At 47.6% G+C, this 12,748-nt stretch carries 11 protein-coding genes; 6 read left to right on the top strand and 5 right to left on the bottom strand.

Annotated features, from left to right (window positions below):
• The first annotated feature begins 547 nt into the window (after positions 1–547).
• From HQ49_RS06925 to cbiB, 6 genes are all read left to right on the top strand, one after another.
• Entirely contained in the window at positions 548–1,894 is a 1,347-nt protein-coding gene (locus tag HQ49_RS06925) for an ATP-binding protein (protein ID WP_039419192.1), read from the top strand.
• A gap of 233 nt (positions 1,895–2,127) precedes the next feature.
• Positions 2,128–3,447 (top strand): cobyrinate a,c-diamide synthase, encoded by a 1,320-nt coding sequence (locus HQ49_RS06920; protein WP_039419190.1) that lies wholly within the window; start codon positions 2,128–2,130, stop codon positions 3,445–3,447.
• A gap of 22 nt (positions 3,448–3,469) precedes the next feature.
• The gene (locus tag HQ49_RS06915; protein WP_018964343.1) at positions 3,470–4,036 is read left to right on the top strand and encodes a cob(I)yrinic acid a,c-diamide adenosyltransferase; all 567 of its coding nucleotides are present in this window, start codon (positions 3,470–3,472) and stop codon (positions 4,034–4,036) included.
• On the top strand, positions 4,033–5,529 hold the full coding sequence (locus HQ49_RS06910) for a cobyric acid synthase (protein ID WP_039419189.1): 1,497 nt from the start codon (positions 4,033–4,035) through the stop codon (positions 5,527–5,529). Before HQ49_RS06915 ends, HQ49_RS06910 begins: the two co-directional genes overlap by 4 nt.
• Positions 5,522–6,529, top strand: coding sequence for a threonine-phosphate decarboxylase CobD (cobD, locus tag HQ49_RS06905; protein ID WP_039419187.1), 1,008 nt, complete (start codon positions 5,522–5,524; stop codon positions 6,527–6,529). The genes HQ49_RS06910 and cobD overlap by 8 nt, the downstream gene beginning before the upstream one ends.
• A gap of 19 nt (positions 6,530–6,548) precedes the next feature.
• Positions 6,549–7,562: an adenosylcobinamide-phosphate synthase CbiB gene (cbiB, locus tag HQ49_RS06900; RefSeq protein ID WP_039419186.1), complete on the top strand. Its 1,014-nt coding sequence runs from the start codon at positions 6,549–6,551 to the stop codon at positions 7,560–7,562.
• Positions 7,563–8,032: 470 nt separating this feature from the next.
• Here cbiB and HQ49_RS06895 read toward each other — a convergent pair whose 3' ends face one another.
• From HQ49_RS06895 to HQ49_RS06875, 5 genes are all read right to left on the bottom strand, one after another.
• Positions 8,033–8,488, bottom strand: coding sequence for a S4 domain-containing protein (locus HQ49_RS06895; RefSeq protein ID WP_039419184.1), 456 nt, complete (start codon positions 8,486–8,488; stop codon positions 8,033–8,035).
• Positions 8,472–9,527 (bottom strand): glycosyltransferase family 9 protein, encoded by a 1,056-nt coding sequence (locus HQ49_RS06890; protein WP_039419183.1) that lies wholly within the window; start codon positions 9,525–9,527, stop codon positions 8,472–8,474. The genes HQ49_RS06895 and HQ49_RS06890 overlap by 17 nt, the downstream gene beginning before the upstream one ends.
• Before the next feature lie 82 nt (positions 9,528–9,609).
• Positions 9,610–10,215, bottom strand: a complete 606-nt coding sequence (locus HQ49_RS06885) for a DUF4254 domain-containing protein (protein WP_039419181.1) — start codon at positions 10,213–10,215, stop codon at positions 9,610–9,612.
• A 159-nt stretch (positions 10,216–10,374) separates the two neighbouring features.
• Positions 10,375–10,785 (bottom strand): hypothetical protein, encoded by a 411-nt coding sequence (locus tag HQ49_RS06880; protein WP_039419180.1) that lies wholly within the window; start codon positions 10,783–10,785, stop codon positions 10,375–10,377.
• Positions 10,786–10,924: 139 nt separating this feature from the next.
• The gene (locus HQ49_RS06875; RefSeq protein ID WP_039419178.1) at positions 10,925–12,073 is read right to left on the bottom strand and encodes an iron-containing alcohol dehydrogenase; all 1,149 of its coding nucleotides are present in this window, start codon (positions 12,071–12,073) and stop codon (positions 10,925–10,927) included.
• Positions 12,074–12,748 lie beyond the last annotated feature (675 nt).

The raw sequence follows: 12,748 nt of genomic DNA, 5'->3' as shown, positions 1-12,748 counted from the left end.
AGGCATAAGGCACCCGCATGGTTCGGCCACGAATCGTGTGGGTGCCTCTTTTTTTTACCTCCCGAATCGGCCTTTTTCAGCCTCTGATTTATATAGAAATGACTTTCGATCTATATATAAATGGAAAACGATTTATATATAAATCAAAAACAATCTATATATAGATCGAAAACGGTTTATATACAGATCGTTATCCTCTCTTCTGAAAAGCATGTTTTGAACTGAAAAAGCTCGTTCCCTGAACTTTCAGACTTCAAAATCCGCTTCTTTTTACCCCCTTATTTAGAATCATTCCAAACTCGTCTTCGTTGTTGAAAACTTTTTTGGCATGAAAAAATAACCCGAATGGCATGCTCTGCTTTTGTCCGATTCGATCCGAAAGACAGCTTTTTCAGCTATACATTCTGTCCTTCATTTCAGGCAAAATCTTGGAAAAGCGGAAAGAAAAGGCCATTTTTATTATGGAAAAGTGGAATAAATACCCTCCTTTTGCTTTGGAAAAACGGAAAATTACAGTTATGTTTGCCTTGCATAAATGGAAGTGGTTATGTTGAGAAGGAAGATAGACAAGTACCTCAAGGATTATTACGAAAGTTCTCGTAATGCTTTGCTTCTTACAGGAGCGAGGCAAATCGGTAAGACATATTCCATCCGCGAGTTTGGAAAATCCTTTAAAAGTTTTGTGGAGATAAACTTTGTGGATACCCCGGAGGCTGTCGATGTTTTCAAAGATGCCAAAAGCAGTTCGGAGATTTTGCTTCGCTTGTCTCTGATGACGACTGTTCCCCTAATCAAAGGCGATACGCTTATCTTCTTTGACGAAGTACAGAGGTGTCCCAAGATCGTAACGGCTATCAAATTTTTAGTGGACGAAGGTTCGTATCGCTATATATTGAGTGGTTCGTTGTTGGGGGTGGAGCTGAAAGATCTACGCTCCGAACCTGTCGGGTATATGGGTGTCAAAGACATGTATCCGCTTGACTTCGAAGAGTTTGTTTTGTGCGTGGGTATCAGTGAGGATATAATAGGATATTTGCGCAATGCTTGGCAAAACCATACTGTTGTCGATGAGTTTATTCATTCCAAAATGATGGAATTGTTTCGTCTCTATCTTGTCGTTGGCGGCATGCCTGCAGCTGTCAGTAGCTATATCGAAAGCAATAACCTTCAAGAAGTTATGACCATACAACAAGACATCATTCGCCTCTATAAGCGTGATATTGCACAGTATGATCCGAACAACAAGCTATATATAGAAGAGATTTTCGATCTGATTCCTCCCGAACTCAATGCAAAGAATAAACGCTTTATCCTAAAACGACTAAATGAGAATGCCAAGTTTGAGCATTATCAGAACAGCTTTCTTTGGTTGAAGAATGCAGGAGTGGCTTTGCCTGTCTACAATGTAGAGGAGCCTAAGACACCTTTGCTACTTGCTCGTTCACGAAATTTGTTCAAACTCTTCCAGAGTGATGTTGGCTTACTTGCAGCCCAGTATACAGAAGGTATCCAGCTGCGGATAATCAAGGGCGACAAGGATATTAATTTCGGTTCCATATACGAAAATGCAGTCGCACAAGAATTGGCGGCTCATGGATTTACGCCCTATTATTACAATAATAAGAAGCGAGGCGAATTGGATTTTGTCATCGAAACAGAGGGACAGGTGCTTCCCATCGAAGTGAAATCGGGCAAGGACTACCAGACGCATCGTGCCTTAGCTAATATCATGGCAGACAAGGAGTACCGATTGCCACGTGCTCTGATTTTGAACAATGACACCCTAAAAGTGGATGGACAAATGATTTATGCCCCTATTTATATGGTGATGTTTCTACAGAAAGACAATACTGCTCCTACCTACTATAAAGTGGACCTATCGGCTTTGCAATAAAGTCATCAGGCTATATTTCATATTGGCAGGTGTATTCCGAAAGGAGAAAGAGGGGAAGTTGTGCTATTGATGGGGAAGTATTCCTAAATTAGCGATCGCTAAAGTGATGGAAGATGGATAGAGGAAGTGTAGCTGCCGATTGTGTTGGTGCAGAGCTGTTCGTCCGATCGGGAGGCCTTTCGTTCTCTTCCTTGGCTTTTGTCCGTAAAAACCGATTCTTTTAACTCATATAATTGTCTGTTCCTATCAAACGCTCTCATCTCCTTATCAGTGCTGCTTCATCGGGTGGTGGAAAGACTACTTTCACGCTCGGATTGCTACGCTTGCTTCGAAGGCGCGGTCTCAAAGTGCAGCCTTTCAAATGCGGTCCCGACTATATCGATCCTAAGTATCACCGCCTTGCATGCGGAACGGAAACGGTGAATCTGGATGCTTTCATGATGAGTCGGGAGCATATCGCCGGACTCTATGATCGCTACGGCAGTGAAGCCGATGTTTCTATTGTGGAGGGAGTGATGGGCTTCTTCGACGGATACGACCGTATGACGGGTAGCAGTGCCCTTTTGGCCGAAGACCTCCGTATCCCAACGTTGCTTCTCATTCATGCAGGCAGCACGGCCTATTCCGTGGCTCCGATACTCTATGGCTTCAAGCACTTCCGCCCGAGTGTGGCTCCGGTGGGTGTCGTCTTCAATAAGGTAGGCTCCGCTTCGCATTACCGCTATCTGGAGGAAGCGGCGGCAGATGCCGGTGTGGTCAGCCTCGGTTACTTGCCGAAGATGAAAGACTTGGAAGTACCGTCGCGGCATTTGGGTTTGTCTGTAGAGGATTTAGCTCGCTATGAGTATCTGCCGGACAGGGTGGCAGATACCATTGAGCAGAACGTGGATGTGGAGAGATTGCTTGCTCTGATGTCCTCCTATGTCGATCCTATTATCGAAGAAGAGAACTTTACGAAGAGTTCTTCAGACGTGAGAAAATGTATTGCGGTGGCGGATGACGAAGCATTTAACTTCACCTATCGGGAGAATATTCGTCGGCTTGAAAGCCGGGGAAGAGTCGTTCGATTCAGTCCCATACGGGACAATCATTTGCCCGCTGATTGCGATTTCCTGTATCTACCCGGCGGTTATCCGGAGTTTTACCTGCCGGCATTGAGTGCCAACGAATCCATGAAGCGGTCGGTACACGACTATATAGAGTCGGGAGGTCATGCTCTGGCCGAGTGTGGCGGCATGATGTACCTTTGCGATACGATACGGGGCATGGACGGACGGGACTATCCCATGTGTGGCGTATTGCCTGAAGCGGCTACGATGGAAGGAATGCGCCTGCACCTCGGCTACAGGTGGATGGTGTACAAGGGGAAAGAGCTACGCGGACATGAATTCCACTACTCTTCGACTATCGGCTCTACGCCATCCGTGGCACAGCAGTACAATGTGCGAGGCGAAGCCGTGGAGACTCCGCTATACCGATACAAGAATCTCTTGGCCGGATATACGCATCTCTACTGGGGTGAGCATGACGATCTGTGGACGTGGTTCGACTGATGGAAGCGAAACGATGTAATCTATGATATATACGAAGACAGGAGACAAAGGAACGACCGGCATATTCGGTGGGGAGCGCGTCCCCAAAGATGATATACGGGTGGAAGCCTACGGCACGATGGATGAGCTGAATGCTGCCATCGGCATTATTCGGACATTCCTGCCGGAGGAAGATGAGCGTCAGACCATGCTGTACGACATGCAGATGCGGATGATGGCAGCGATGAGTATCGTGGCTACTCCTGCCGGCAAGCGTGAGCAGAATCCCAATCATTTCCCCGAAGATGCCGCAGCCGACTGCGAGGCTTTTATCGACAAGCTTTTGGCCGAGACAGCCGACAACGGCTATTTCATCCTTCCGGGTGGTACGCCGCTTTCCGCTCATTTGCAGTTGGCTCGTACGATAGCACGCCGAGCGGAAAGAAGGTTGTGGACATTACACCGGTCCGATGAAGTTCCGGATGCAATCTTGAAGTGGATGAATCGCCTGTCTGATCTTTTCTTTGTGATGGCTCGGCACGAAATGCAGCAGCAGGGTTGGAGCGAGGAGAAGTGGCATAGATTCGCCTATAAGAGAAAGAAGAAATGACGGAAGGCGGAAAGCTACGGCCGATTATGTTTGTCGGCACAGGCAGCGATGTAGGCAAGAGTATCATCGCTACGGGCTTCTGTCGCATTTTTCGGCAGGACGGTTATCATCCGGCCCCATTCAAAGCCCAGAATATGGCTTTGAATTCGTTCGTCACGCCCGAAGGTTTGGAGATCGGACGAGCGCAGGCCGTGCAGGCCGAAGCTGCCGGCATCCCATGTCATACGGATATGAATCCCGTGCTGCTCAAGCCGAGTTCGGATCGTACTTCACAGGTCGTACTCAACGGCCGTCCGATAGGCAATCGGGATGCTTACGAATACTTTCGACGAGAGGGAAGGGACGAACTGCGTACGGAGGTGTACGCCGCTTTCGATCGCTTGGCTTCTCGTTTCAGCCCCATCGTCATGGAAGGGGCGGGTAGTATATCCGAATTGAATCTGCGCGATACCGATATAGTCAATATGCCGATGGCTATCCATGCAGGTGCATGTGTGATCCTTGTGGCCGACATCGACCGTGGAGGCGTGTTCGCTTCGGTCTATGGTTCTATCATGCTGCTCTCGGCCGAGGAGCGAAAGCATGTGCGAGGCATCATGATCAATAAGTTTCGGGGCGATCTTCGCCTTTTCGATGAAGGGAAAAAGATCCTTGAGGAATTGTGCGGCATTCCCGTTGTGGGAGTAATACCTTATTATAAGGATATTCATATCGAGGAGGAAGACTCCGTAGCACTGTCGGTCAAGCAGTATGCTGCCGGACAGGGACGGGTGAATGTGGCTGTAGTCCTGCTGCGATACTTGTCGAACTATACGGACTTCAACATTTTGGAACGCGATCCTCGCGTACACCTTTACTATACGAACAATACGGAAGAGCTGCGCAAGGCCGATATTATCATTCTACCCGGCAGCAAGAGTACTTTGGCCGATCTCTATGAATTGCGGCGCAATGGTGCGGCACAAGCTATCGTACAGGCACATCGCGACGGGACAACGGTATTGGGGATATGTGGCGGATTCCAACTCATGGGCATGGAGGTTTGCGATCCCGACCATATAGAGGGCGATATAGAACGCCTGCCCGGTCTCGGCCTGCTGCCTGTAACGACTGTGATGACGGGCGAGAAGGTTACGCGTCGTACGGCATTTCGCTTTCTGGATCATACGGATGAGTGCGAGGGATATGAGATTCATATGGGACGGACGATGCCTGTCGAAGGTGCAGCATCTTCTCCACTGAATCGACTCTCGGATGGAACAGAGGACGGATATTTCGTGGATGCTACTTGTATGGGTACTTATGTGCATGGTATACTGGACAATCCGGTCGTAATAGACTATCTGCTCTCGCCGTATGCAGACAAAATGGAAGAACGGAAGAGCTTCGACTATGCCCGCTATAAGGATGAGCAATACGATAAATTGGCTGACCATCTGCGTCGATATGCCGATGTTCCGCTGATTTACCAACTGATGAAAAACGATGATTAAAGGACACGGAGACGATCTCTATCGTCATGGACCCATTCGGGCTAATTTCAGTTCGAATGTATATAACGCCACCGAGCGTCAGGGTCTGCTGGATTACCTTCATCAGAGACTGGATAGCATCGGCTCTTATCCGGAGCCGGAGCCTTATTTTTTGGAGAAAGGTTTGGCCGATTATCACGGCATAGCTGCCGACTCTATCAGTGTGACCGCTGGTGCCACGGAAGCTATTTATCTCATAGCACAGGCTTTCCGTGGATCTTCTTCGGCCGTGGTGGCTCCCACTTTCAGCGAATATGCCGATGCTTGCCGGCTACATGGCCATCGTGTGGATTTCATTTCCAAGCCCGAAGAGGCTTCTTCTCGATATGATATGGTCTGGCTCTGTAATCCGAACAATCCGACGGGGCGCGTTTGGAAGGCAAGCGAATTGTATCGTATCGTTCGAGAATGTCCGTCCACGATTTTCATTGTGGATCAGTCTTACGAATACTTTTCCACGGCCGAAGTACTCGATACGAAAGAGGCGGTTTCTCTCCCCAATCTTTTGCTGCTGCATTCGCTTACCAAGCGTTTTGCCATACCGGGCTTACGCCTCGGATACCTGGCAGCCCACGTTTCTCTGACCGAAAGGATCAGAGCTTGCCGCATGCCGTGGTCGGTGAATGCCCTGGCCATTGCCGCCGGTGAGTATTTGGTGCAGCAGGGATTTCCTGCTTCTGTACCTTTGGCCGAGTTGCATGCGGAAACCGAACGGCTACGCATGGCTATCGGCTCAATCGCCGGTTATGAGGTGGAGCCGACTGATACCCATTTTATGCTGGTTCGCTGTCGTCATCATTCGGCTGCCGACCTGAAAGCTGTTTTGGCCGATCAATACGGTCTGCTGATTCGGGATGCCTCCAACTTCGAGGGCTTGGATGCCCATTGCATTCGTATAGCTACACAGACGCGCGAGCAGAACGATTGGCTGATCGATGCACTTCGATCGATTTCTTTCTAATTCCTTTTTTCTGTTCGGTATGCAGGAATCTGTTTTAATCATTCTTCTTCTTTTTTTATTGCCACTGTTGCTGGGATGGTTGGCAGACTATTTTTTAGGAGATCCTCTTTCTCTTCCGCATCCTGTAGTCGGCTTCGGTCGTATGATTGCATTCGGAGAGAAAAGGTTGAATAGAGGCAACTACCGCAAGGCGAAAGGCGGCTTGATGTCGGTGGTCTATATCATAGCCGTTTTTCTTTTGACCCTATTGATCCTCTTGGGGCTTGCTTTTGTCTGTATCTATGCCATTTTGATGGACGATTCTTTGTGGATTGCTCTGGCATTTGCTGTGGCTTCTCTTATTTCGGCTGTCGGCATTTTCTTCTGTTTGGCCGGCACTACCCTTATTCGTGAGGTACGTATGGTATTCCAAGCAGTCGATCGTTCGCTTGAAGAGGGGCGCAGGCAAGTGGCCCGCATCGTAGGACGCGATACGGTAGCTCTGTCGGCGCAGGAAGTCAGGACGGCAGCTCTGGAGACTTTGTCGGAGAATCTGAGCGATGGAGTTGTAGCTCCTATGTTCTGGTATATGTGGCTGGGATTGCCGGGGATGATGGCCTATAAGATGATCAATACCCTTGATTCGATGATTGGCTATAAGACGGAGCGGTATCTTCTTTTCGGGCGGATAGCTGCCAAAATCGACGATGTCGCCAACTATATTCCTGCAAGGCTTACGGCTTGGCTGATGATTCTCGTGAGTGGGAAGCTCCACCTGTTCTCTTTTGTTCGTCGTTATGGTCGGCAACATGCAAGCCCTAACTCCGGTTATCCCGAGGCAGCTCTTGCAGGTATATTGAATTGCCGTTTCGGTGGCACACACGATTATTTTGGAGAAAGCATCAGCAAGCCTTATATCGGCCATAACGAACGTGAACTGGCAACGGCAGATATGCTGATTGCTATTCGTATCAATCGGCGCGTAGAGCTGGTGATGCTGTTGATGACACTCGTAGTGAGTTGGATTACCTCCTCGCTCTTTCTTTTTGCCTGATCTGAAAAAAAAACTAAGAATCAGCTCTGCCGCGAAAGACTTCAACGAAAATCCCATAAAACGGCCACAAATAGCTGATAGTTAGCGCATTGATGGGAGCAGAATCAGCTGACAATCGCGTCCTGCATCGTGCAGGAAGCAAGAAACAGCCGACAATCGCGTCCTGCATTGTGCAGGGAGCAAGAAACAGCCGACAATNCACAAGCATTGATTTGACGAGGAAAGGAGTACTTCTCTAATGGAAACTTGATGAAATTTCTGTTTGCTTGCTGTGTCCATATACCGAAGGTTTGACCTTGCCCGAAGAGAACTAAGAATCTGCTCTGAGCAAAAGAATACAATGAAACTCCCGTGCAGCAATCTTACCGCAGATACGATTTTGACAAGGGAAATTATAGCGAAAGCGCAGACCCCTTGGATGTAGGAGTCTGCGCCTTCTTTTTTCTGAACCTCAACTTTTTAGGCTCTGCTTAGTGTCGGAATTTTTTCACAGATGAGTCGTTCTTTCTATTTCCTTTCCGAAAACCGCGTCCCGTATCGAAGCCGAAGTCATCGTCATCATCGTCGTCCCAACGATTGCGGGTCCTGCTTTCGGAACGAGGCTTCCCAGCATTGCGTTGCGATGGAGCTTCCTTGTGTTGTTTGGGTCTCGGATTTTTTCGCTTTTCATCCTGTCTGCCGCCTTGATTGGAGGCGGAGGGTACGAGTCGTTCCTCATATTTGCGCAGGGAGATTTCTTCACGAATGAGATCCTTGATAGGAATGTCAATATCATCAAGAAGAACAATGTCTTTTTCGCAGACCAAATCCGTTAAGCGAGCGATTCGGCCATTGATTTTCACTCTTCCTTCGGTGATGTATTTCTCTGCTTCGCGGCGGGAGCCGAGTCCGGCATCGCTAATCAGCTTATTAATTCTCAGTTTCATCTGAATTCAAATCAGTAAGTGTGGAAACTATTTTGTTAATGATAAGTTGAGGTTCAATCTGAGTACGGCAGGCATAATCCTTGCGGAAGCAGGGTTTATTGCCGAAAACGGAGCAAGGCCGGCAATCCAAGTCCGCTCCGATACAATCTTCTATGCATTGCCCATATCCGAGAAATCCTGCTGCCGGATGCGTGGCACACCAGATAGAGATAACCCGTGTGCCTACCAATGATGCGAAGTGCATATTGGCACTATCCATCGAAACCATACAGTGCAAGGCGTGAATAAGGGATAGCTCCTCCGGCAGTGATAGCAGACCGGCAACGGATACGACGCGCGGCGATTCGTCTGCCCACTGCTCCAATATTTTTTTCTCTTTCCCCTTACCTCCGAAAAGAAAAATCTGCACATCGTCTCTCTCGGCCAGCGTGCGTACTACTTCATGCATTTTCTCCGGCGGATATGTCTTGGCTTCATGGCCGGCAAACGGTGCTATCCCAATGAGGTGGTGTCCGGAGCCTATCTCCACTATCGGAAGTTCGGTAGAGATATGGCCGGAGTCGTTCAGAAGAATGGGGTAGGGAGGATGTATTTCAAGCCCGGCTTTGTGAAAAACCTGAGCATATCGTTCTATTACGGAAGGTAATCGGGTTGGCTTTTTGGGTGGCTTGGCCGTAAGTTGCCGAAGTTGTAGCCGCGGTTTCTTCAGACAAAACCCTTTGACTCCGAAAAAGCGAAGATAGAAGCGAATAATCTTGGATCTGATTACGTTGTGCAGGTCGATGATATAGTCGAACTGCTCATCCTTGAGCCGTCTGATGTACGTGAGAAGGCCGATCAGGGAAGACTCCTCGTGCTTAATGTCGATCCCCATTCCCTCCAAATTGTTCGGAGGGTTGATTAGCAGCGATGTCAGGAAAGGTTGGGTCAGCAGGGTAAAACTATGCTGTGGGTATGCCTTGGCCACTGCATACAAAACCGGTATTGTCATTGCCACATCGCCTATTGCCGACAAGCGGACTATCAGATAACGAGCCATGGGAGAACGACAGAAAGGTAAAAACGGGGAACCGGCAGTTGTCCGTATGGAAGGAATGATGAGTGGGGGGAACGGTCGCTTGCTACTTCTTGCCCAAAAGAATCGGATTGAGAGTGGGGTCGTTGTACATTTTCATCTGCTTGTAGACTTTCATGTACTTGCGACCGGCTGCTATATCATCCACAAGCTGGTCGATAGCCGTGCAGAGGTCGGCATCCTGTTCGATAAGCACTCGGAGCTTCTCCTGACATTTGGCTCGGTGTGCATCGTCGGCATCGGGACGCTCCGTAGCCAAGCGCATATTGTAGATTTTGAGCTTCAGTATCGAAAGGCGATCGATTGCCCATGCTGGACTTTCGGTGTTGATCGTAGCATCGGGCAGTACCTTCACATCCTTATATGTATCGAGAAAATAGCTGTCTATCAGCTCTACAAGATCGGTTCTGTCTTGATTGGATTTGTCGATACGGCGTTTGATCACCAACGCATCAGCCGGATCGATGTTGGGATCACGAATAATATCTTCCATATGCCACTGGGCATTATCGATCCAATTCTTCAAAAACAAATAATGCTCGATCGTTTGAGACCGATATGGATTGTTGCAGGCTGCGTCTATGCTGTCAGTGACATTATAGGCTTTGATGGCCTCATCGAAAATCCTGTTGCACAACTTGCTGATAGTCATAATTATTATTGCCGCTTAATTTTTCAAAATTATAATGCTATGCGGACAAAGATATATAAAAAACCGATTGGTGAACTCTAAAATTAAGTCCATCCAATCGGTTTTGTAAATTGCTAAAAAGCAGCTATATTTTAATGAGTCTTTTTTTGACTCTCTTTCTTATTGCTTGTCAGTTGTCTTTCCGTGATTCTTGGCGTGCGGGCAGTTTCCTGCTTTAGCCTTGTCTTTGCCTTCGCAAGATTTGTGGCCGTGTTTGCTCTTGCACTCGCCTTTTCCTGATTTGTGGCAGTCACTCTTCTTGCAGTCTTTGGCTTTGTCTTTGCTGCAACCCTTTGCATTGGCATCCTTAGCCTTATCCTTGCAGCAGCCTTTGGCGTCTTTGCCCTTGTCTTTGCAGCTCTCGCCGGCTTTCTTCGTGTCGCAAGCTTTGTCGTGGTGACGCGCACACTCTTGTTTCTTTGCTGTTTGTTCTGTCTTAGCGGCTTCTACTTTCTTTTGCGTTTGAGCATTTACCGTTGTGCCTACCAAGAGACCGATACCCATGAGGGCTGTAACTACAATCTTTCTCATTGTTCTTTGCTTATTGTTTTTAATGTTTTGAGTCACGGTATCACCATAAATAGCAATCAGTGCTGAGTTTGGCAACCCTCCTTATAACAGTCGGATTCGCTTTTTTGTTGTGAGTTTAATCACAGATCTGTCGAGAAGCTTATCGGCATGCTTCGAGTATGCGGCGAGCCATAGGCCCATCGACATCCAATGCTTCGCCATAGCTGACCCCTCGTTCGATGAATCGACGCTCTATTTCCTCTATCACCTCTACTCCTATGTGCATCTCTTCCAGTCGCGTCTTCAGTCCGAGTTCGCGGAAGAATTCCTCTGTACGAACGATAGCAGCATCTATACGTTCCTCCTCCGTTCCCTCTTTTATATCCCAGATTCGTTCGGCATATTGGAGCATCTTCTCCCTCTTGTGATCGTGTCCCAAGGTGCGAAGAGTACCCGGTAGCACTATGGCCAGCGTATGTCCGTGTGTGAGTCCGGTCAGTGCCGTTATCTCATGTCCGATCATGTGCGTAGCCCAGTCTTGGGTGACGCCCATGGCGATGAATCCGTTCAGTGCCATCGTGGCACAGAGCATAAAGTCGGCCATCAGATCATAGCTGTGCGGATTCTCACGGATCAGAGGAGCAATCTCCTTCAACGTAAGCATAATGCTCTCCGCCCATCGATCCATCAGACGGCTTTGTCCCGGAGTCGTTATATACTGCTCTATGACATGGACGAAGCTGTCAGCCAGGCCACAAGCTATCTGATAGGGAGGAAGGCTGAAAGTCACTTCCGGATCGAGAATGGAGAAAACGGGAAAATTGCCTCGGAAAACGAGCTTCTCTTTCGTTTCTTCTCTTGAGATGATAGCCCCGCTGTTCATTTCCGATCCCGTAGCCGGTATGGTCAGCACCGTCCCAAGTGGGAGTATCGTGTCTCGGCTGTAACCTTTGAGTACCAGTTCCCAGGCATCTCCTTCGTAGGGGATGGCTGCTGCTATCAGCTTGCTACCGTCTATTACAGAGCCACCACCGACAGCAAGGACAAACTGACAATTATGTTCTTTGCCCATGGCCACGGCCTTCCGAAGGGTTTCTATTTTGGGATTGGACTCGATACCCCAAAACTCCACCAAATTATAGCCATCAAGAGCATCCTTTACGGCCTGGTATACGCCATTGTATCGAACGCTACCACTTCCGAAAGTGACCAAGACAGGAACACCGGCCGGCACTCGTTTGGGTAGTTCTTTGATCATCCCTTGTCCGAAGATAAGTTCGGTAGGATTCTTAAACTTAAAATTGTTCATGATGAATATGCTTTTTGTCTATAGCCGGTGAAATGTCGTTCCGGCCCATCTTCCCAAAGATAGCAAATTCTTCATCATACGGGAAAATATGTTTTCAATGTAGAAGGAGGTGTAAAGCATGTTTATCGCAGCATAGATGTGATTCGGAGACTTGCTTGTCCTTTCTCTGCGTCAGTTGCTAACGCTTTCATTTCTTCTCTTCTTAAAATGTATAAATTCATAGACTTCATGGGGTTGAATTTTTTCTTATACTTTCGATCGAAAAATACGCGCCAAAAAAGTTTTCAACAACGAAGATGAGTTTAGAATGATTCCAAATAAGCACCTGAATGGAAGCGGATTTTGAAATCAAACGGATGAGAAAACGGATTTTTTTAGTTTGAAATTCGACCTAGAGAAGATATGGAAACGATTTATATATAAAGCTTTTTCAATTTATATACAGATCGTTTTCGATTTGTATATAAAACGTTTTCAATAAATATATAGATCGTAAATGATTTATATATAAATCGCAGGCTGAAAAAGGCTTTTTCGAGAGCTGAAATAAAAGAGACACCCCCTCGATTCAGCTACGAATGAAGTGCACCCAAAAAGTTAGACATAAAACTTTTTGGGTGTAATTTATTTATGAAGTATAGTTTTGCAGAGAAGTTCAATGTCATAAGTGAAATA

Source organism: Porphyromonas gulae, assembly GCF_000765945.1.
In the GTDB taxonomy this organism is placed as follows: domain Bacteria; phylum Bacteroidota; class Bacteroidia; order Bacteroidales; family Porphyromonadaceae; genus Porphyromonas; species Porphyromonas gulae.
This window is presented reverse-complemented; position numbering and strand designations above follow the sequence as displayed.

What these genes read in the sequence shown, in the direction of transcription:
- HQ49_RS06925 (WP_039419192.1), top strand. Translation starts at nt 548, where the DNA reads ATGTTGAGAAGGAAGATAGACAAGTACCTCAAGGATTATTACGAAAGT.
- HQ49_RS06885 (WP_039419181.1), bottom strand. Translation starts at nt 10,215, where the DNA reads ATGACTATCAGCAAGTTGTGCAACAGGATTTTCGATGAGGCCATCAAA.
- HQ49_RS06915 (WP_018964343.1), top strand. Translation starts at nt 3,470, where the DNA reads ATGATATATACGAAGACAGGAGACAAAGGAACGACCGGCATATTCGGT.
- HQ49_RS06890 (WP_039419183.1), bottom strand. Translation starts at nt 9,527, where the DNA reads ATGGCTCGTTATCTGATAGTCCGCTTGTCGGCAATAGGCGATGTGGCA.
- HQ49_RS06895 (WP_039419184.1), bottom strand. Translation starts at nt 8,488, where the DNA reads ATGAAACTGAGAATTAATAAGCTGATTAGCGATGCCGGACTCGGCTCC.
- cobD (WP_039419187.1), top strand. Translation starts at nt 5,522, where the DNA reads ATGATTAAAGGACACGGAGACGATCTCTATCGTCATGGACCCATTCGG.
- cbiB (WP_039419186.1), top strand. Translation starts at nt 6,549, where the DNA reads ATGCAGGAATCTGTTTTAATCATTCTTCTTCTTTTTTTATTGCCACTG.
- HQ49_RS06875 (WP_039419178.1), bottom strand. Translation starts at nt 12,073, where the DNA reads ATGAACAATTTTAAGTTTAAGAATCCTACCGAACTTATCTTCGGACAA.
- HQ49_RS06880 (WP_039419180.1), bottom strand. Translation starts at nt 10,785, where the DNA reads ATGAGAAAGATTGTAGTTACAGCCCTCATGGGTATCGGTCTCTTGGTA.
- HQ49_RS06910 (WP_039419189.1), top strand. Translation starts at nt 4,033, where the DNA reads ATGACGGAAGGCGGAAAGCTACGGCCGATTATGTTTGTCGGCACAGGC.